This window comes from Paenibacillus vortex V453 (assembly GCF_000193415.1).
In the GTDB taxonomy this organism is placed as follows: domain Bacteria; phylum Bacillota; class Bacilli; order Paenibacillales; family Paenibacillaceae; genus Paenibacillus_AQ; species Paenibacillus_AQ glucanolyticus.
In genome coordinates, this window is sequence record NZ_ADHJ01000036.1 from 21813 (window position 1) to 41496 (window position 19684).

At 48.3% G+C, this 19684-nt stretch carries 20 protein-coding genes and 2 pseudogenes; 6 read left to right on the top strand and 16 right to left on the bottom strand.

All coding sequences use genetic code 11. The features are described 5' to 3' along the window. Positions 1-27 precede the first annotated feature (27 nt). A complete protein-coding gene (locus PVOR_RS17385; protein ID WP_006210727.1) occupies positions 28-1350 on the top strand; it encodes a glycosyltransferase family 2 protein in 1323 nt (440 codons plus the stop codon). Positions 1351-1359: 9 nt separating this feature from the next. Here PVOR_RS17385 and PVOR_RS17390 read toward each other — a convergent pair whose 3' ends face one another. Both PVOR_RS17390 and PVOR_RS17395 read right to left on the bottom strand, forming a co-directional pair. Further along, a complete protein-coding gene (locus tag PVOR_RS17390) occupies positions 1360-1563 on the bottom strand; it encodes a hypothetical protein (protein ID WP_006210728.1) in 204 nt (67 codons plus the stop codon). A gap of 24 nt (positions 1564-1587) precedes the next feature. Continuing rightward, positions 1588-1986, bottom strand: a complete 399-nt coding sequence (locus PVOR_RS17395) for a hypothetical protein (protein WP_040680719.1) — start codon at positions 1984-1986, stop codon at positions 1588-1590. A gap of 388 nt (positions 1987-2374) precedes the next feature. Between PVOR_RS17395 and PVOR_RS17400 the strand changes: the two genes are divergently transcribed. Further along, the gene (locus PVOR_RS17400) at positions 2375-4840 is read left to right on the top strand and encodes a glycosyltransferase (RefSeq protein ID WP_006210730.1); all 2466 of its coding nucleotides are present in this window, start codon (positions 2375-2377) and stop codon (positions 4838-4840) included. A 121-nt stretch (positions 4841-4961) separates the two neighbouring features. Here PVOR_RS17400 and PVOR_RS17405 read toward each other — a convergent pair whose 3' ends face one another. The 14 genes and pseudogenes from PVOR_RS17405 to csaA form a co-directional block, all read right to left on the bottom strand. Continuing rightward, positions 4962-5711 carry a glycosyltransferase gene (locus tag PVOR_RS17405; protein WP_006210731.1) on the bottom strand — a complete coding sequence of 250 codons (750 nt, stop codon included), beginning with the start codon at positions 5709-5711 and terminating at the stop codon, positions 4962-4964. Between the two features lie 18 nt (positions 5712-5729). Further along, on the bottom strand, positions 5730-6425 hold the full coding sequence (locus PVOR_RS17410; RefSeq protein WP_006210732.1) for a galactosyltransferase-related protein: 696 nt from the start codon (positions 6423-6425) through the stop codon (positions 5730-5732). A 29-nt stretch (positions 6426-6454) separates the two neighbouring features. Continuing rightward, positions 6455-7408: a glycosyltransferase family 4 protein gene (locus PVOR_RS17415; protein WP_006210733.1), complete on the bottom strand. Its 954-nt coding sequence runs from the start codon at positions 7406-7408 to the stop codon at positions 6455-6457. 184 nt (positions 7409-7592) lie between these two features. After that, positions 7593-8141: an NUDIX hydrolase gene (locus PVOR_RS17420; RefSeq protein WP_006210734.1), complete on the bottom strand. Its 549-nt coding sequence runs from the start codon at positions 8139-8141 to the stop codon at positions 7593-7595. A 33-nt stretch (positions 8142-8174) separates the two neighbouring features. Further along, entirely contained in the window at positions 8175-8702 is a 528-nt protein-coding gene (locus PVOR_RS17425) for a GNAT family N-acetyltransferase (protein ID WP_006210735.1), read from the bottom strand. 141 nt (positions 8703-8843) lie between these two features. Beyond that, on the bottom strand, positions 8844-9746 hold the full coding sequence (locus tag PVOR_RS17430; RefSeq protein WP_006210736.1) for a metal ABC transporter permease: 903 nt from the start codon (positions 9744-9746) through the stop codon (positions 8844-8846). Beyond that, on the bottom strand, positions 9743-10681 hold the full coding sequence (locus tag PVOR_RS17435; RefSeq protein ID WP_006210737.1) for a metal ABC transporter permease: 939 nt from the start codon (positions 10679-10681) through the stop codon (positions 9743-9745). The genes PVOR_RS17430 and PVOR_RS17435 overlap by 4 nt, the downstream gene beginning before the upstream one ends. Before the next feature lie 3 nt (positions 10682-10684). Next, positions 10685-11415: pseudogene (locus PVOR_RS17440) on the bottom strand (metal ABC transporter ATP-binding protein). Between the two features lies 1 nt (position 11416). Beyond that, positions 11417-12388 (bottom strand): metal ABC transporter solute-binding protein, Zn/Mn family, encoded by a 972-nt coding sequence (locus tag PVOR_RS17445; RefSeq protein ID WP_040680720.1) that lies wholly within the window; start codon positions 12386-12388, stop codon positions 11417-11419. Continuing rightward, positions 12369-12530, bottom strand: coding sequence for a hypothetical protein (locus tag PVOR_RS30725; RefSeq protein ID WP_160164011.1), 162 nt, complete (start codon positions 12528-12530; stop codon positions 12369-12371). The genes PVOR_RS17445 and PVOR_RS30725 overlap by 20 nt, the downstream gene beginning before the upstream one ends. Positions 12531-12991: 461 nt before the next feature. After that, the gene (locus tag PVOR_RS17450; protein WP_006210742.1) at positions 12992-13588 is read right to left on the bottom strand and encodes an AAA family ATPase; all 597 of its coding nucleotides are present in this window, start codon (positions 13586-13588) and stop codon (positions 12992-12994) included. A gap of 241 nt (positions 13589-13829) precedes the next feature. Continuing rightward, positions 13830-14102: a GNAT family N-acetyltransferase gene (locus tag PVOR_RS32835; RefSeq protein ID WP_006210744.1), complete on the bottom strand. Its 273-nt coding sequence runs from the start codon at positions 14100-14102 to the stop codon at positions 13830-13832. Between the two features lie 7 nt (positions 14103-14109). Further along, positions 14110-14502, bottom strand: coding sequence for a VOC family protein (locus PVOR_RS17460; protein ID WP_006210745.1), 393 nt, complete (start codon positions 14500-14502; stop codon positions 14110-14112). Positions 14503-14623: 121 nt separating this feature from the next. Continuing rightward, the gene (csaA, locus tag PVOR_RS17465) at positions 14624-14953 is read right to left on the bottom strand and encodes a chaperone CsaA (RefSeq protein ID WP_006210746.1); all 330 of its coding nucleotides are present in this window, start codon (positions 14951-14953) and stop codon (positions 14624-14626) included. Positions 14954-15464: 511 nt separating this feature from the next. Here csaA and PVOR_RS29270 point away from each other — a divergent pair. The 4 genes and pseudogenes from PVOR_RS29270 to PVOR_RS17485 form a co-directional block, all read left to right on the top strand. Then, positions 15465-17420: pseudogene (locus tag PVOR_RS29270) on the top strand (GerAB/ArcD/ProY family transporter); the annotation flags it as partial. A gap of 16 nt (positions 17421-17436) precedes the next feature. Continuing rightward, entirely contained in the window at positions 17437-18201 is a 765-nt protein-coding gene (locus PVOR_RS33055) for a GerAB/ArcD/ProY family transporter (protein WP_419144516.1), read from the top strand. A gap of 4 nt (positions 18202-18205) precedes the next feature. After that, a complete protein-coding gene (locus PVOR_RS17480) occupies positions 18206-19369 on the top strand; it encodes a Ger(x)C family spore germination protein (protein ID WP_442952225.1) in 1164 nt (387 codons plus the stop codon). Then, positions 19366-19551 (top strand): hypothetical protein, encoded by a 186-nt coding sequence (locus tag PVOR_RS17485; protein ID WP_006210750.1) that lies wholly within the window; start codon positions 19366-19368, stop codon positions 19549-19551. The genes PVOR_RS17480 and PVOR_RS17485 overlap by 4 nt, the downstream gene beginning before the upstream one ends. Positions 19552-19684: the final 133 nt, after the last annotated feature.

Here is a 19684-nt window from a genome sequence, read left to right on the forward strand (position 1 = left end):
CAAGACGAGGGAAAGGAACGTGAGCGGATGTTGGTATTTATTCTACCGGGAACGCATTCTCAATTAAGCGAGAGCACCCTATCCTCGGTTCAACGCGTTTTTCCGGACGCTCGTCCGATTGTGATTCCAAGTGAAGAACGCGCTGCATGGGTCATGAATGAAGCCTTGTCCGTGGAGATGTTTCCCTGGTTTATGACGCTCTACGCTGGTGATGATGTACAGCCTCATGCAAAGATCGAGCTGGACCGATGGCTGCGAACCACCTCTGACCAACTAGCAGGTTTTATTCTGAATCCCGTCCATACATTAGGTCAGCCACAAGTTTCGTCTTCCAGGGCCGCTTCACCTCCCCACATTCCCAGAGGACCCCTGATATGGCGCACGCAGGCTGTAATGAACGGCCATCAAAAGGGTTTTGCAACAAAGGATCAGCTTCCGTTTCAGAAATATGTGTTAATTGATAAACAGCTCCAATTATCCGGCCAATATGAATGGTCTGAAATTGATTGCCAGGCCATATTGTGTCATCATCGCAGGGCCCCTGCCTGGATGAAGGAAGCAGAAGAATGGTTGGCGGTGTCGCCGCTTCTTCTTGCAGCTGCCCATACCCATTCACAGCGGGCGGAGGCGGTTAGCCCCCCGCTTGTCACAATTGCTCTGTGTACTTATAATGACAGCGAGTATCTGACTTGGGCTGTCCGATCCGTGTTGGTACAGAGCTGTAAGGATTGGGAGCTTGTAATCCTCGATGATGGTTCAACGTCTGAAGAGACAGAAGCCTGCCTGCAGCATCTGCCCGAAGATTCCCGCATTACAATAGTAAGACAGCAAAAGAATCGGGGTAAAGCGCATGCATTAAACCGAATATTGCATCTATCCCATGCCCCCTGGCTGCTAGAGCTGGATGCCGATGATTGGCTGGCACCAAATGCGCTTGAAGTCCTTCTGCGAGAAGCCCATAGGGTGCAGCATGCTGACGTTATTTACGGCAATCATGTAGAATGGCTTGAGCGTGCAAACAAACAGCTGGTGTATCAAAGAGTACACACGGCCCCCTCTTCCCTGTCTTGCGATAGTCTGCGAAACGATGCATATGCTATAGCTCCGCGCATGTTTAATGTTTCTTCGCTTAAACAGGTAAAAGGCTGGAACGAAGACATGCTTTTTGAAGGAAGACTCTATGAAGATATCGATCTGCTGTCCAGACTATCCCTTCATCACAAGCTGTACCATGTACCAGAGTCGATATACCACCGCAGACTCCGAAGCTCCAGCACCACTCATCGCCATCCTCTGCACTATTCAGCATGGAGAAACTCTACAAAAGATGTGTTCAATGAATTGGAATAAGCCGATCACTCAAAGAGGCAAAATGCGAACAAATGAAATGCTCTCATTAAGTACTGTGACCACTTGTGATGTAGGGATATAATTTGAGCTTACAACCTCCACTGTAATGAATCCATCCGTTGCGGATCGTAACTGTCCCTGCAGAAATTGATTGGTTTGGATGATCTCTACCGTCCTGCCTATGAAAGTCGCCAGAATTTCCGAAAAATCCATTGTGTTCCCCTCCTCGGACTGTGATCAAGAAATAGATAAGAAGCTGCGCATCGGTATGATGGCAATACTGCCATTCGGCTCTGCGATCTGAACGAAATCCTCACCGATCGCGATCAGCGTTCCGAATACGGAGCCCGCCGTCGTTTCAACCGTCAGCCGAGTATTCAATTTTCCAGTTAACAAAGCGGTGACACTGCTGCTTGGACCTCCTTGCCGTTCGTTCACCTGCTCCTGTAATGCTTGAACCCGGGCAGTTAACCGGCTAAGCTGCAACCGGATCTGTGCCAAATTCCGTATGAGCTTACGATGAAGCATCCGGAGTTTACACCATATCGAATGTGAAGGTCGCCCCTGTTTCTTCTTTCTTCGCCCCGTGATCTCCTTACACTCCCCTTGCTGCCCCCGGCTCCAATATCTCCTCACTAGTGCATCCCCCCTGTATATACTCATTGGTACCGTATGTTACGGTCAGGACAATGGCAACCTGGAATGCCAAAGATAAGAAAATGGCCTACTCCGAGGGACATTAGGGTTCAATCAAGCCATAAGGAGACCCCGAACATTTTGGGTATTTCCGTTCCAAATGGTGATCTACCCATACAGATGATTTAGATGATACATATTTTGTTAAATAGACCTTTGCACCAGAGAGGAGGCTAATCTTGAATAAAATCAAGCACGACCGCCGACCGCAAGTCTTCGTTCCAATCGATCGGCCTCACGTCAGTGGAAAGCCCGCCACAGACAGTCTGAACGTTCAACCGAAAGAAGTCGGTCGGCTTCCAGGGTGTCCCCCGTTGTCTCGCTGCCAATGACGTATTCGCGGTCTTTGTTGCATACTGAACCTGAGCCTGAAAAGTCTGGGGAAGCCGACTTGCAGACGGCCGAGAAGACCGAACCTATATCCGCGCCTCTATACGATATCATGCGTTTTCCCGTAATTGACTGGCAGTTTCGATGGCAGCGTCCCCAGCAGTTATCGGAGCAGTTTGCGCAGCAAGGACATCGGGTTTTTTATGTAACGACGGAGATGGTTGGTTTAGGTAAAGAGGAAGCATCAAGGGAAGAAATCAGTCGCCAGGTAACGGTTAAAAATATTGATCGGAATGTTTGGCTTGTCACCTTATGTGCCAATCAACCGTTAAATTTGTACCAGGACGAAATGGATCTGTGGGATATCCAGTACCTGAAATGGTCAGTTGAGTATGTCCGGGATAAATTCGGACTGTTTCAATTGGTCTCCATCGTGGATCTTCCGTTCTGGACTCCACTCGTGACGGCAATGGATCAGCATCATATCGTTTACGATTGCATGGATCACCATGCCGGTTTTTCAACCAACGACCAGACCATGCTCCATCAAGAAGAACAGCTACTGCGTGAAGCCGAGCTTGTTGTAACCACCTCACAGCATCTGTACGATTGGGCCGCTCCCTATAATCCGTCCACAGTACTTATTCGCAATGCAGCAGATACTGTTCATTTCTCCAAACCGCCTAATGATAATGAACCTCTGTTCGAGCTTGAAGGGATCGATCAGCCGATCATTGGTTATTATGGCGCCATCTCCGACTGGTTTGATATTCAGCTGATCGAATCGCTGGCTCGACATCGGCCGGATTGGACGTTTGTCCTCATCGGACACACCTTTGGCTGCGATACCTCAGGCATTGAGGGTCTAAGCAACGTATTGCTGCTCGGGGAGAAGCCGTATCATGAACTCCCGGCTTATCTGCATCGATTTCAGGTCGCGTTAATACCGTTCATAAAAAATGAACTGACGCAAGCTACCAATCCCGTCAAGCTGTACGAATATTTGGCGGCCGGCAAGGCGGTTGTCTCTACGGAGCTACCTGAAGTGAAGACCGTTGCGGGCGACATGATCTCGATTGCCAATACGGCTGCCGAGTATGAGGAGGCAATTGAAGCTGCACTGATTGAAACCGAAGCTGGCGTTATGAAGCAGCGGCAGCAATTTGCGGAGCATAACAATTGGGAGCATCGTTATGAAGCACTGAATACCCATATTGTGCAGAAGCTGTATCCCAAGGTCAGTGTCATCCTGGTGGTTCATAATAACTGCTCCTACACGCAGCAATGCCTCCACCGGCTGATGCAGCCGGGTCATTACCCTAACCTGGAGGTTATTATTGTAGATAATGCCTCAAGGGACCAAACCTCCTCCTATCTTAGAAGCCTGAGCAATCCGCTCATCAAGGTTATAACCTCGCCTACGAATCTTGGCTTCGCCGCCGGAAATACGCTGGGGTGTGAAGCATCTACGGGAGAATTCATCATATTGCTCAATAACGATACCATCGTTCCGGATGGGAGCTGGATCTCCCGTCTGCTCAGACCTTTTCAAGAGGATGCCTCGCTTGCCATGACAGGACCGATGTCCAATCATGTGGGAAATGATCAAGCGCTCGATCATTTCATAGGGGATGCTGTACAAGGCGCCAGTCCGCGTTGGCTTAGCGAGTTCTACGAGCGGTACCGGAGAAGAACCCGTTATACGGATCTCCTAGGATTCTTCTGCGTGGCTATTAAACGGAGTGTCTGGGAACGTGTAGGAACTCTGGATCCCGCATTTGGTCTGGGGATGTTTGAGGATGATGATTATTGCGAGCGCGTAAGAAATGCCGGGTACCGCCTGGCGATTGTCGAGGACGCTTTTGTATACCATCACGGCAGCGCTACGATCAAGAAGCTGAAGAATAGCGTGTACAACTCGCTATGGAACAAGAACAAAGCATATTACGAGCAGAAATGGAACAAGTCGTGGAGATTGCCAAAAGGACCGCATAGCATTTTTCATATGGTGGATCAACCTTCGGAAATAGCGTCCAGGATCCGGCAAACCGGTAAGCACGTTGTGCTGGTGCTCGGACTCACTCTATGGGAGACCAACTCAAGGCGATGGCAGCAGATCGTGAAGGGATTAACCGAAGATGAAGATCTGTTGGTGATTGTGTATACCCACTTATACCATGGCAATCTTATTGTGGGCACTCGGAAGATCGGGCCACAGCTTTATTTTACGAACCGGATTGATCTGTTCTCTGAGGTGTTATTCGATCAGGTCATCTACTGCGGATCCCCAGTTGTTCATGCGCAGATTCACTCCGAACAGTACTGGGCCGATCCCCTAAGCTATCATGAGCAACAGCTTACATCCTTGCAGACTCGATTACCGAATCTCCGGATACTGGAGCGGATCGCAGTATCTCAAGTCGTAAACGATCTGCGCTGCTCTGTGGATCATGTAACAAAATAAAGATACTCTAAAAAAAAGGCGCCTCCGCTCTGACTGAGTTCCGCTCAGCTCTAGGAGGGGCCTTCTTTCTTCTATTCTTCTATTGTTGTATTCTTTTATCCGAAACACGCTGTTCAGATCCTCAAATCCCCTGCCGACTCAAATGGTTGATGATCACTTCCGGATGCTGGCCTTGATAAGGCTTGGTGACGATTTCATATTCCTCGGGTCTGTAATTCCAATCCGGCTGTCCGTCATTCAGCTGCACATTTACGTCGCCTCTTCGATTGTCATTAAATTTGATTTTGTTGCCCAGTGCATAGTGATAGTGATACACGTTCACATCACAGCGCCTGCGGGGAATGCTCCATATACTCCGCCCTTCCGCAGCTTCCAGCGTACAATGATGCTTCTCGTCGCGATAACGTATGCCCTGATGAGCCCGCCACATTCTGGTGATGTCGTTGGACCAGCGTTCATCCCCGGGACTGTTGACCCGAATCGTCCAAGGATCTCCCCAGAAGTTGACGAAGGGAAACTGATAGACGTCCACATCTGTACGATTCATGAGCTCTGGCAAAACCTCGACAAAACGGTCATCCATGAGCTCGTCGATGTCCAGATTCATGATCCAGTCTCCCTGAGCCTGTTCAATCAGAACATTGCGGACCACGGACTCGTTCCAATCCTCGGTATAGGGCAAGCCCTTTTGTTGAACATGCAGCAACCGGATCGGATACCGATTCTGCAGACTGTCTATTTGTTCTAACGTTCCGTCCGTACTGCCACCATCGGCGATGATGATCTCATCGGCGTATCGGCTTACACTTTCTATATATAAGGGGATAAAAGTGATTTCATTTAATACCGGAACAATGACTGACAGTCTCATCGCTAGGGTACCTCCTTATTAACAAGTTTGTTCGTGAATCAAGTTCAGCATGGCGGACATGTGGCCGCGTGCCTTTTGATACCGCTGGTATAACGCGTAATTTGAATCGTAGTTGGGATTCCCGGAAGGCCCAACGAATGGGTGCCACAAGTGAACCATTTCTCCGTCCAGTCGAACATGTTGGCCAATCAGCGTATCCAGCGCGTACGCAAATGCTTCATCCTCCCCGCCCCAGCCGATAAACCGTTCATCATAACCTCTTACCGTTTCATATGCCTCGCGGCCAAGCACATTAAACCCTCCTACAAAAGAAGATGCCTGTTCTGCTGGCATGTCAATCTTTATAGACAAGGGCCATTCGCTTGCTTGCTGCAGCACAAGCCCGGTAATATCCTCGGATAAACGCAGAATTCGGCTGAAGGGGATTACCCACTGTCTGCTGTTCACGAGCGCGATGGATTCCTTCAATAGATACGGGTCATAAGCGATATCACTGTCTGCAATGACAATAATTTCTTTGGTAGCCTGAGTGTAGGCTCGATTGATGGCTTTGGATCTGCTGAAGGGCTCCTCGGTCCCGGATATTTCGCCTATGCATAACTCGATTTCCGGCATGGACTTCGCATAGTAGCCTAACACCCATTCCAATGCACAATCTCTGGGTCCGTTACCATCCGATTGATACGGAATCAGTACCGATACGCGGTCAAACACATCCTTCCCTCCTTACTCCTAGGCGCTTCCTATTTCTTTAAATTGAATAATACGGATAACCAGAGCGGGATCACTTGATCCATGGTCCAAAATGATTCAATGTGACGTCTGCACTTCTGCCCCATACCAGCCAGCTCGTGCTTCTGTCCGATCCACTGATGGATCGAAGCAATAAAATCTTCCGGGTTGTCGCTATCCAGTATCAACCCATACGCATCCGGATGAGCCGCGGCCTTTATGTTGCCCACATGAGTGCCTAGAACAGGCACTCCACATGCATAGGCCTCCAGCGCGGGTGCTCCGCTCCCCTCATTGGCTGCTGTGATCAGCAGCAGATCCAGCTGTTGATAGAATCTCGGCATCTCTTCATATGCATACGCTCCGGCTGTTTCCACGAACCTGATCCGTTCATCATTCCGGAAGTGCTCTCGGATGTGTTTATATAATGTATTATAATTTTTGGAACGTTTGGCAGGATCCCCGGCCCAGCCAACCACCAAGTGAGCACGGCCCTCGCGGGGCGTATCTAACGGTCGAAATAATCGGTGATCCACAAAATGCCCGATATACTGCACGTCTGCCTGCGGAGCAGTCACTTGCAAAGCGCGGCTCAGCCGCTCATTCATCGCGCCTATGACTCCAACTCGGGGTATGACTAACCTGAGGAATTCCGGATCGGGGATGAGCTCATTATTCGTCCATTCGCGATATGTCTCGTAATTCTGACTGAAGTAATAATAGGAGACTGCGGCAGAGGCATCAATACGAATATGCTTGAATATACAATAGGCAGCGATGCCCAGACACATCGCACATGTTCGGTCATAAGCCTGATTAAGCTCTTCGCTGCTGTGCTGCTCCAAATACCGATCCAGATCCTGAATGGACATCAGGTATAGATCAGGATGATGACGCTGTATGACCTTTGCATGTTTCCCTAATATCCACCAGTCCACATCATAGATCAGCAGATGCCTTCCCATGAATCGCACACTCCTTTTTGCTCATAATAGATTATATTCGTCTTCGAGCCTCCAAGTTTGCTCCTTGGACATAAATGATGAATTGGTCCATATTTGCATGAAAAAAAGCCGCCCCTTGCAGATGATATTCTGCATGGTAACGGCTCTTTAGATGAAATGATGATCAAGCTGGATCAACTATCGACTAGACACTTTGATCCACGATATGCCTGTTCACTTCGTTAACGCTTAGTTGAATAAATCCCTTAAGCAAGCTCTGCAGCACTGCATAGACCAGCTCGGAATCCTGAAGCTCGTTCGCCTGAATCCGCCGCAAGCATTCCTGCACGCTCAGCCGGACCACGTCAATGTTCTCATATCCTTCGAGCTGTTGTTCAGCTTGTCTGATTCCGTCATCCGTATAATAGACATGCGCAATCTCATTGCATCTCCAGGATGCCGGGTACAGCCAGCCCAGATAAACAAGCTTGCCGCAAGTGCAGCCTGTTTCCTCCAGCAGCTCCCGACGGGCTGCAGATTCCAGATCCTCCCCTTCATCAACGCCACCTCCAGGGAGCTGAATAACATCTTCATCCACGGCAGCGCGATATTGGCGGATCAGCAAAAACTCCTCACCTTGCTTAGCCAGAACAACAACGGATTGATGATGTTCCTTGGTATAATAGATTTTACCTGACGCTTCTTCGTAAATCGATATCCCATGATGACGAATCAACAATTCCGTTTTTCCCATGACGGTAGAATCCCCTTTTCAACCCTATGTATTTCAAGCTTCGAATTCTTCTTTCAGGAGGGAAAACAGATAAGAATCGTGGTATCCGCCTTTAAACCATAAGTGCTGCCGCAGATGCCCTTCCTGCTTCATTCCAATGCTGCACATCACACCTGCTGACCCGACATTGCCGGGCCGGCACGTAGCGAATATCCGGTTCACGCCCAGCTCTTTGAAGCCGAACTCAGACATGGCTCTTGCAGCTTCCGTAGCATATCCCTGACGCCAGTAATGAGAATTCAAGCAGTATCCAAGCTCCGCATTCGTCTTGGAACGATGAAGACCCACACCGCCGATTAATCGGCCGTTTTCCTTCAGTACGATCGCTAACTCATAGCTGTCCCTGGGGTTCTGCTTCATCATCTGAAAAATCTCTTTCAAATAATTCGATGTATCCTCTTCCGTGTTCGGTCCCCACATCGTGTATTCAGTCACCAACGGATCTGAAGCATATGCGTGGATGCTTGCCCAATCCTCTTCCTGAAAATCCCGGATCATTAGTCTTTTCGACTCCATCTGCATATGGACGCACTCCTTGAAAACGGCTATCATTTCATGCCGCTACAGAAATTTTACTAATTATACCACATGGCTTTGAAGGTTACGTTATAAAAAAAGAAGCCTGGGCATGCTATTCGCCCAAGCTTCTTGCAACACGTAATGTCAGGATGTACCATCCAGTTTCTCCTGGCTGCCGTGCGTATTGAATTTATGAAGATAACGGGAAAGCACGCCATGTTTTGGAGAGAACAGGAAGCTGATGAGAAATACGATTCCTGTTGCAAAAGCCATCGATCCTGAGATCGAGGTGTCCAGCCATACCGCGATATAGTAACCCGTGAATGCGGAGATCACGCCGAACGCTCCGCTTAACACCAGCATAATCGAGAGTTTATCCGTCCACAGATAAGCAGCCGCTGCAGGTGTTATCAGCATGGCCACCACCATGATTGCCCCCACGGCATCAAACGCGGCAACGGTTGTGATCGATACCAGCGACATGAATACATAATGCATCAACACCACGGGAATTCCGATGCTGGCAGCCAGAGCCGGGTCAAAGGATGTGATTTTCCATTCCTTGTAGAACGTCAAAATCACAATAACAACGACAAGTAATACGGCACCCAGCATAAAGGTTGCTTTCGGGACCTCACCTAACAACGGAACATGCATCAAATCCCATGGCACAAATGTAATTTCCCCCATGAGGGCATGCTTGGTATCCAGATGGGCATTGCCTACTTGGGTTGCAATCAGAATCACACCAATCGCAAACAGGGTAGTAAATACAACACCGATAGATGCATCCTGCTGGACGCCCCGGGAATTAAACCATTGAACGAGCACTGCGGTAAGCAATCCCGCCACAATAGCACCGATTAACATATGAGGACCACTTAGTTCCCTTGTGATGAGGAAAGCTGTTACGATTCCAAGCAGCACCGTATGGCTGATCGCATCTGCCATCATCGCCATTCTGCGCAGAATGAGGAACACCCCAACGATCCCGCAAGACAAACCGACAAGTGAGGCGGTCAATAATATCCATCCTGTATACGTCATTGATGGCTCCCCCTCTCCGACAGCTGTGGTTTTATAACGGCTTGATTGCTGGATTCGATATGCTCCTTTTTCTGGGAGCGCAGCTGCATCGCCTGGATAAGGAGTCCCTTCTCTGCACCAAATACGAGTGAAATGGTAAATAACACAGAGGAAGCGACTACGATGAATGGCCCTGTTGGCCATCCTTTTCCGAGTGTGCTGATCAACGTGCCGATAAATCCGGAGCCGCCGCCAAATACAGCAGACAGGATGACCATCGTTCTAAACGATTGTGTCCAGTATCTTGCACTGACTGCAGGGATGATCAGCATCGCTGCCATGAGAATGACGCCAACGGCCTGGATGCCGATGACAATCACGAGAACCAGCACCCCCATGTAAAGACTGTTCATCAGTCGGCTGTTCAGCCCCAAACCACGGGCAAAATCGGGATCGAACAGGAACAGTTTCCATTCCTTAAAACCGATCGACACAACCAGGATAACCAATACAGCCAGAATTAGCATCGTAAAGACATCCTTGCGCACCATGGACGCTGCCTGACCAAAAATAAAGTTATCAAGGCCACTTTGATTCCCGCCAGCCGTACGGTTAACAATCGTGAGCAGCATAATGCCTAAACCGAAAAATACGGATAAAATCATGCCCATTGCCGTATCTTCCTTAATGCGGCTGGAGGAACGAATCCACTGGATCATCCATGCCCCGATCAATGCGCTCACGGCTGCTCCGAGAATCATGACCAGCAGGTTCTTGCTCCCCGTCAATGCAAAAGCGATCACGACACCAGGCAGAGCCGCATGCGACAACGCATCACTCATGAGACTTTGACGCTTCCAATAAGCCAGACAGCCGATCATACCTGCTGCCATGCCTAATATCAATGTGCTTAACAGCACCCATTGCGTGTTCGGTGATAGTAGTGAGTTCAGCACAGGTTACGCCTCCTTCATCCAGCGAAGCGTACCGCCATATGCGCGGTATACATGCTCCTTCGTGAATGCTTCTTCCGTCTTGCCGTGCGCGATGACCGTACGGTTCAGGAGCAGAACATGGTCAAAATAATCCTCAACCGTTTGCAGATCGTGATGGACAACCATAACAGTTTTACCTGCCGTTTTGAGATCCTTCAGCGTGGTCATGATGGCTCTCTCGGTTGCTGCATCAACACCTGCAAGCGGCTCATCCATGAAGTATAGATCGGCATCCTGTACAAGCGCCCGGGCGAGAAACACCCGCTGCTGCTGTCCACCGGAGAGCTGGCTGATCTGTCGGCCGGCAAAATCGGCCATGCCCATCTGCTCAAGGGACGCCATTGCTTTCTCTTTATGGCTCTTGTTGGGACGTTTCAGCCATCCCACGCGGCCGTATAAACCCATCATGACAACATCCAGTGCGTCTGTTGGAAAATCCCAATCCACGGACCCGCGCTGCGGCACGTAGCCAACGCGGGTTTTGGTCTTGCTTAAGCTCGAACCGAAGAAGGAAACATCGCCAGATAGACTTCGGGTGAAGCTCCAGCATGACCTTTAACAGTGTCGATTTACCGGCACCAATTCGGTCCGACGATACTGGTTAGAGAACCTTGCTCCACTTCAAAGGACACATCGTGAAGCACTTTATTTTTTCTGTAGGATGCATTGAGGCCTTGAACTTGGAGTACAGACATTTTATTCACCACTTCCTGTTAGTGCATGGTAAATCGTTTCGACGTTATGGCGGTACATTCCGATATAAGTTCCTTCCGTTGTTCCTGCTTCACCCATTGCATCGGAGAACAACTCGCCACCAAGCTTTAGATTAAGGCCATTCTTGGCGGCACCTTCGATGACGGCATTGATGGAAGCAGGATTGACACTGCTCTCAACGAATACGGCAGGGACTTTGTGCTGAAGCAAAATATCTATCGTTCCATTGATATCCGATAGGCCGATTTCATCCTCCGTACTAAGACCCTGCAGGCCCACCACCTCCAGCCCATACATGCGGCCGAAGTATCCAAAGGCATCATGCGCGGTAACCATGATCCGCTGCTCTTCAGGAACCTGACTCAATTTATCCTTGGCTTCTGCTTGTAATTCGTCTAATTGCGCAAAATACTTCTGCTTGTTCTCTTCAAAATACGCCGCATCATCCGGTGACAGAGACTTCAGCTTCTCTACGGCAGAATCCAGGGAGGTTTTCCACAAATCGATATCAAACCACACATGGGGGTCTGTAGCCTGTGTATCATCCTGCAGCAGCTGATCCTTCGGAATGGCGTCAGCAATGGCCAGTACAGGTTTATTCTTGCCGATCTGCTCGAAAATTTCCGTCATATTTCCTTCCAGATGCAGCCCGCTGTAGAATATGACATCCCCGCTGTCCAGTTTCTTGATATCACCTTGAGTTGCGTTATATAAATGCGGATCAACGCCTGGTCCCATCAAGCTGAGTACCTCCACGCGGTCTCCCCCGATAACGGAGATCGGTTCCGCAATCTGTCCAATGGTCGTGACTACACGAATTTTCTTATCGGGCTGCTCGCCTGCCGCACCCTCCTGATCAACTTCCCCCGTTGCGCATGCAGATAATACCAGCAGCAAACTCAGTATGGCAGCCCCTATCAATATCCTGGTTCTTCTAGTCCCCTTGTTCTTCATCTTCTTCTCCTCCACTCCAATAAATGATGAGTTCGCTCAATTCATTCAGATAAAATGTATAATCCCCTAAAACTCGTCCTGCCATTTGCCAATTATTTTGCTCTTGTGCAACTTTAATTCCCATGTACAAAAAATAATCCATCTATAGGCTTTTGTCAATGCAAATTTTATACTTTTTTGGTTCTCACCCTTCCTCTTCTTTTAGGAAAAGCTTGTTTTCATTAGTTTAATCGATGATTTACAGCTTGTTTTTTCATATGCGCAAAATATTTAGCTCTATATAAATATTTTAATATGATTGAAATGAAATCAGCTCCGCGACCGCAAAAAGACGACTTCTCATGAAGAGAAATCGTCTTTTTGATAATCCTGATTCAGATCTAGCTTAATATTCCACACCGCGCACTTTAGAATAGATCTTCAAGTGAGAAAATCCGCCAGAATCATTAGGTTTCACATTACGCAATACACCTTTCCAATATGAAACCGCAGTTCTCACGCGACTCTGACACTTCAATCATGTCTGGAAAAGACAACAAGATCGGATTTTTCTCCATTGGTGTTTCCATTCCCATTCAATCCTTCTCCTTGTTTAGCCACAGACTATCCAAAAAAACGGATATGTGCGAGTTTGGTTCTTATTCGGTCGATTGTTTTCTTAGCAGGGCTTCGATGATCGGGTAAAAGATCCACACGCGCCAAAGCGCCAATTGTCTCCACCACTGCATCAATCGTTAAATGGTCGGTATCAATATGATGGCGGAACACTTCACTTGAGAAACCGTCGATGCAGCGATCGATTTGCTGAGCAGCCCATGAGTTTGGACCTTCCCCTCTGCTTCGCAAACGTCGGAGGAGTATTTCCTTGGATGCGCACAGTGTAAAGTGCTGCACTGCAACCCCATCACGTCTTAAATGACCGACAATTTCATTGAAATAATCAGCATTTGTTATCGTCATCGGTGCAATGATTAATTGATTGGATTCCTGATCCAGATACTTAAACATGGAGTAGTTGAATTCCCTCCACATGGGATAGTGCTGGAAATCACCACGTTTGACATCGGCTGGTAGATTGTCCCGAATGAAATAACCGGCATTCTCAGGATCATACACATACGAATTCGGAATTCTTCGGTGAAGCTCGTACGCTGCCTGGGTCTTACCGGAACCAAATGCTCCGTTAACCCATATAATCATCGGTGAATCCTCCCTTCTAAGCAGGGTTATGCGCAAGGATTCTGACATCCCTTACTACCGGAATCAGCATCTTTAAGGAGGCAATTACTCTTTTTTAAGAAAATCCGGTCTTCGGCTCAACGTCTTCCCGTGGTCACGGACAAAACCATATTGCTCATAGAGACCATGGGCATCTTGTGTTGACAAGATTCCAAATAAATTGCGGTAAGTTTCATGGGTGGTAATCGTTTCGATTAATTTCTTACCCACTACCCAGTCCGCGGCAGGCAGTATCCACAAACACATCACATAACCAATATACCGTGGCACCATCGGTAACGACTCGGGCAAAGCCGATCTGATGATCGTTATAATAAGCCCCAAAGCATGTAGAACCCTCAAGCGACTTCTGGATTTTCTCCTCTGACCGTTCCTTAGCCCAGTAGCTCTGGCGCAGAAAGTGCACAATTGCCTCAACATCCAACAGTGCGGGGTCACTGCTAATCAAGACCTGTTTTATGTCGATGTTCTTCATCGATCCGTTAACTCTTTTTCCCCGAGCCAAAAGCGATAACATAGTTGTCCGGATCTTTAATCGCAAAATCCTTCCATACGCCCCAATCCGCCTCCATTAATACCGGCTCCTGTACCACTTCTGCCCCTTTGGAGGTCAACTCTTCATACAATTCATCAAGTTCATGATGTGTATCCACATATGCATATGTATCCCATGGCGTCTGTTGATCCTTGCCTGCTTGGTTTGGCGTTACGTCTGTAGCAGAATTCGCCTGAAGCAATTTGAAGCCGAGCGCAAAATCATCCCGCACAGCCCAGACGTCGTTCACGTCACATCCAAGCACCTCTTCGTAAAATAACTTGGAACGGGTAAGGTCTGATACTAAACGAACTTGAACCGAGAATTGAATTTTGCTCATTAGATCATCTCCAGCTATATTTTTCTTCCATAATACAACCGTCCAGTTCGCTTAACAAGAACTTTCCGTAAGTGGGAGCGTCCCGCCCTTCAACCTATCCAGACCGGCAGATGAATGGAACTTATGCAATCGGAGTTCCGTTGGGGAGGTCGAAATCCGGCTTCAGGAGCACAACATCCCCCTGCTCCGGAACTCCGCCGATGACGAGAACCTCAGAATCATAGCCCGCGATCCGCCTAGGTGGGAAATTCACGATTGCTACCACTTGTTGTCCGACGATCGAATTCTCATCATACCGCTTCGTAATCTGCGCACTGGTTCGTTTAATCCCAAGCGGCCCGAAATCGATCTTCATCTTAATAGCCGGAACACGGGCTTTAGGGAAGGGTTCTGCCTCTATAACCGTCCCGACTCGAATGTCCAATTGGGTGAAATCCTCAATAGTTGCCATAACGATATCTCCTTAGTGAGTAATGAAGCATGTAATGTACACTCCACAACACGAAATTTTTTATGAAACATCTTATCATTGGGGTACGTGGCACTTCAAGGGAGAGATCCGTTAAATAGGTTTTGTCCCTGATAAATCAAACAAGAGACCACCTCAGGCGCTCATTATAATTTATGACTTCATGCTGGAATTCTTACTAAATTATACCTTAAAACCATCCGCGAAGAGCATAGTCATCGCAATCATATCCGCATAATTTTACCTGTATGTACAAAACCTAGGAACAAATAAACGTGAGTCCCTGACTCACCTCACAGGAGATGGAATAATGCAGGGTTGGCATAAAATTAAAAAATACCTCGTAGCTGACCTGTCTCAGACCCAAAATCCAAATGCTCCATTCGCATTGAGACCTTTAAAAAATGATGAAGATGCCGGATTGTTGAATGGACAAGAACCTGCCAGCATGCCACAAATCAAGCCTTTGCTTGGGGATAATGGTCCCCTCGCGATGACGTCGACATTAGAGCAGAATATCAATTGGCTGAAGGGGCATTTCTCATATCCTCAGAACAGCGGATTGGTCTTTCGTCCTTTTGTCATCGAACAAACAGGGGCGGTGGTTCAGGGCATGATTGTCCACTTGGAGAGTCAGGTGGATTCGCAGCATCTCAACCAATTCGTCATTCATCCCTTGATCAATGCCAAGCTGACGGAGGATCAGCCTTTAAGCGTGGATACTTTGAAAACTCATATTGTCACAGACTGTCATTTAACATCAACCTCTTATTTCGGAGAAATCGTCCATGAGATTCTGAACAGTTCCGCCGCTATTCTCATCGATGGATTAGATACTGCGATTCTGGCTGATGTCAAAGGCGGTGAGAAAAGAGGTCTTGAAAGTCCAAAAACGGAAAATGTAGTGCGCGGCCCACAGGTAGGCTTCACTGAAGATATGCAAACCAATTTGTCTTTGCTCAGAGGACGTCTTAGCACTTCCGATCTGATCGTTGAATCCGGTGTTGTAGGCACGGTCTCCCAAACAGCCGTTTCTATTGTGTATCTGAAATCTATCACGAATGCCGAACTGGTCAACGAAGTTCGCCGGCGTATAGCCGCAGTTCGGATCGACTACATCGGGGATAGCGGAATGCTAGAACAATTGATTGAGGATAAGCCCTATTCCATATACCCGGGGATGCTTAGTACAGAGCGTCCGGATCATACGGCAGCTCAAATTGCGGATGGCTATGTTGCAATTCTGGTTAACAACTCGCCCTTCGCTCTCATCGTACCGACACAATTCCCGCTGTTCCTGCAAACCGCCGAAGACAGATATCTTCGTTGGCAATACAGTTCCTTCCTGCGAATCATACGGGCGATTGGATTTCTCATGTCCCTTTATTTACCAGCGGTTTACGTGGCGATTGCTAACTTCCATCATGAGATGATACCGACTACTCTCGTTCTTGCCATTGCGGGGACACGCGAATCGATTCCGCTTCCCGTGGCGGCAGAAGCATTTCTTCTGGAATCCATGTTTGAGCTGATCCGGGAAGCAGGCGTCCGCATTCCGAGTGTCATCGGTCCCACAATCGGTATTGTCGGCGCTCTTATCCTGGGACAAGCCGCCGTCCAAGCCAATATTGTAAGTCCGATCATGGTTATCGTGACAGCCGCCACGGCGCTCGCATCCTATACCATTCCTAATTACAATATGCAATTCACAACGCGAATCCTCCGTTTCGTTTATTTGGCATTCGCATCTTTTATGGGATTAATCGGCATCGTCTTGCTCTCCATCATTCTCTGGACAAGCTGGATGTCTGTGAACCGATTCGGCGTACCGAGTCTGGCACCCCTTACTCCTCACCCTAAAAATAGAAAATACACTGCTTCGCGGCCCCCTGCAGAAACCGCTCGCGCGGCCCTTCTCTGTGCGCCCGCAACGATCAAAGAAAAAGCCGGATGGACAAGACGGTGCTCCCGAGCAAGGGGGAGAAAACTAATGTACCAGCATCATATCGGAATAAGGGAAGCCGCATCCATTGGGATCATTTTCATCATCACCAAGATATTCCTTCCTTTTCAGAGATCACTGGCGGAAGCAGGAGGTACGGCAGGATGGATGATAGCCATTATCGCCGCCATCTTCTGTCCGTTGACGTGGTGGGCGATCCGCGGTGTTCTCCGGAATGCGAAGCAAGGCTCCACGCTGATCGAAGCTACGGAAGAAATATGGGGCCCCTGGGTGGGGACCTTTTTGAATCTCGCTTACTTTTGCTTTTTCTTTGCGATAACCTTTCTCGTGCTGCGTGAATTTTCGGAGCTTCTATCCTCCGATATTTTACCGCGTACGCCGATGAATATGATTCTGATCTTTCTGATCGTTCCGATCGCCTTTGTAGCGTACTGCGGAATCGAGTCATTGGGCCGAATCTGCTGGCTTACCATTGGTTTGATTATCGGAAGTGTGCTGATTGGTGATTGGTGGTCTGCTGACACACGCAGAGCCCAATGCGCTGTCCCCTTTTTGGGGAACGGGGAAATCCAGGATCATCATGAGCGGGATTGCCAAAAGCTCACTGTTCTCGGAGATGCTGGTCTTTGGTTTCCTGCTGCCCCGAATGCGCAAATCCCGGGAATGGGGACGTGCGGTCTGGTGGTGCATCGCAATCTCATCCATCACCCTATTCAGCACCACTATTGTCTATCTTTATGTATTCCCGTATCCAACCGCCATTCGATTAAACGTTCCGATGTTCGAAGTCAGCCGACTGATTATATTCGGCAGGTGGATTCAACGCCTGGAGAGTCTGTTTCTGATTGCCTGGCTGATTAGCGCAGCCCTTAAACTGGCCATAGGATTATATTGCACCGCGGCCACCATGTCTCAGATTCTGCGATTACCCAGGGTCCAAACCCTCATCTTTCCACTTACACTGCTTGTTTATGGATTTGCGCTGCTCCCGAACAATGAAATGACAGCCGTGTCTATGGGATGGCGGGTTTTTGCGTACCTATGGATCTATCTTCTCCATAGCTCTACCCATGTTGACCTGGTTCGCCGGAATCATGAGGCACAGAATGAGGAGACGAACTGCATGAAACTTATGAGACGGATCATTCATTGCCTTCTCATCCCTGCGATATGTATTCCCATGCTGACGGGTTGCTGGGATCGGCTGGATCCACGAGAACATGGCCTTTATTATGGCAATTGGAGTGGACACCGGCCCGTAAAATGACTATATCTATACATTTGCCGTCGCCATGCCGAAAGCCAGCAGCGGAGCAACTGCTTCAAGCGTAAGTGGATCGGATCAGAGCAGCAATAAGGTCGTCACAATCTTCTCTGAGGAAGGAGCCAATTTGTCTGCTGCCCTGCTGACAAGTCAAAGTTTTGTCGCCAGACGACTAACCTTGATCCACTCCAAAGCCCTTGTCCTAGGGGAAGAGCTTGCGCGTCAAGGCATCCTTCCTGTTGTTGGCGAGGTTGTTCGGAATACGGAGTTTAGGCGGAACGTTAACATCCTGACAACGAAGGGTCGTGCCCAGGAATATATGCATTACATTAAACCCAAGATGGAAAATGACATTAATCTATGGTTCGAACTGGAATTAGACCCTCACAATATAGGGGCAATTACACCCAAGCAGGCACGATTTCATGATTTTATATTGGACATGGAACAGCCGGGTAACGGCGCAACGTCCATTTTAACGGCTGTGCGGCCTGATATCGACAAGGGCAGTGAGAACTTGCATGATGGTGAATCTGCCAACAATTCAAATACAAGCCAGCCACTGGTTAGTGAGCATAAAGCGGGAGATTTACCAAGAGCTGGAGAAGTTCCTATCGATTTTTTTGGCACCGCAGTGTACAAGGGGCAGAAATTACGGGGATTCCTTAACGGTATGGAGACCAAAACACTGAATATGCTGCGCGGCCAGTTCGAGAAAACCGTATGGGAATTTCGCGACCCTTCCGATCCGAAGCTGAACATCAGTATCAACATGGGCACACTCACCAATAAAGTCATGCATGCACAACGTTTCGATGATCATATTCAGATAACCTTCAATATAACGATGGAAGGTGATCTGTTAGGTTCGGTTTCCGATGTTGATTATACCCAGTCGGAAAATACGAAGAAGCTGGAAACATCCATCGAGGAGCAATTAAAGGAAAGAGCTTCTAAACTGCTAAATAAAATGCTGTATAAATGGGAAGTCGATTGCTTCCACATCGGGAATCAGATTCGCGGCAGCTTTCCCACTCTTCAGGATTGGTACGCCTACAAATGGAGAGATCACATCCACACGGCCAAATACGACCTTAATATCCAATTCAAGATGAGAACGTTCGGAGACCAAGTCGGTCCCGTCATTGAAGGAGACCAGATGACAGAATGATGCTTCAGATTGCCAAGCTTACTTTGGTCGGAATCTTTTCCTTGTGGGCAGCCTTCTATGTTGGAAGTCTGACCCCTCAGCTATGGCGTCAAAAAAATTACCGCGGAGCCATCGGTGCTGCGGTTCTTGCGGGTATGACCATGGTCGTGCCAGTCCTGTTTACGCTGCTGAATGAATACTAGTCCATCCCTGAAATCAAGCGGAGCAGAGATTTATCTCCGCTTCTTAAAGTCGGAGACCTCCCTCGTCAGGCTTCATTTGCTGCTTAATTCTTCCTGTTTATGTTATCATTACTACCGAGGATGCTTTAAAGCG

Excerpts from the sequence above, each read along its gene's own strand:
- PVOR_RS17390 (WP_006210728.1), bottom strand. The coding sequence starts at position 1,563 with ATGGATTTTTCGGAAATTCTGGCGACTTTCATAGGCAGGACGGTAGAG.
- PVOR_RS17460 (WP_006210745.1), bottom strand. The coding sequence starts at position 14,502 with ATGAGCAAAATTCAATTCTCGGTTCAAGTTCGTTTAGTATCAGACCTT.
- PVOR_RS17430 (WP_006210736.1), bottom strand. The coding sequence starts at position 9,746 with ATGACGTATACAGGATGGATATTATTGACCGCCTCACTTGTCGGTTTG.
- PVOR_RS30725 (WP_160164011.1), bottom strand. The coding sequence starts at position 12,530 with ATGGATTATTTTTTGTACATGGGAATTAAAGTTGCACAAGAGCAAAAT.
- PVOR_RS17415 (WP_006210733.1), bottom strand. The coding sequence starts at position 7,408 with ATGGGAAGGCATCTGCTGATCTATGATGTGGACTGGTGGATATTAGGG.
- PVOR_RS17445 (WP_040680720.1), bottom strand. The coding sequence starts at position 12,388 with ATGAAGAACAAGGGGACTAGAAGAACCAGGATATTGATAGGGGCTGCC.
- csaA (WP_006210746.1), bottom strand. The coding sequence starts at position 14,953 with ATGGCAACTATTGAGGATTTCACCCAATTGGACATTCGAGTCGGGACG.
- PVOR_RS17385 (WP_006210727.1), top strand. The coding sequence starts at position 28 with ATGTTGGTATTTATTCTACCGGGAACGCATTCTCAATTAAGCGAGAGC.
- PVOR_RS17450 (WP_006210742.1), bottom strand. The coding sequence starts at position 13,588 with ATGATTATATGGGTTAACGGAGCATTTGGTTCCGGTAAGACCCAGGCA.
- PVOR_RS17400 (WP_006210730.1), top strand. The coding sequence starts at position 2,375 with ATGACGTATTCGCGGTCTTTGTTGCATACTGAACCTGAGCCTGAAAAG.
- PVOR_RS17485 (WP_006210750.1), top strand. The coding sequence starts at position 19,366 with ATGATGCTTCAGATTGCCAAGCTTACTTTGGTCGGAATCTTTTCCTTG.
- PVOR_RS32835 (WP_006210744.1), bottom strand. The coding sequence starts at position 14,102 with ATGAAGAACATCGACATAAAACAGGTCTTGATTAGCAGTGACCCCGCA.
- PVOR_RS17405 (WP_006210731.1), bottom strand. The coding sequence starts at position 5,711 with ATGAGACTGTCAGTCATTGTTCCGGTATTAAATGAAATCACTTTTATC.
- PVOR_RS17425 (WP_006210735.1), bottom strand. The coding sequence starts at position 8,702 with ATGCAGATGGAGTCGAAAAGACTAATGATCCGGGATTTTCAGGAAGAG.
- PVOR_RS17420 (WP_006210734.1), bottom strand. The coding sequence starts at position 8,141 with ATGGGAAAAACGGAATTGTTGATTCGTCATCATGGGATATCGATTTAC.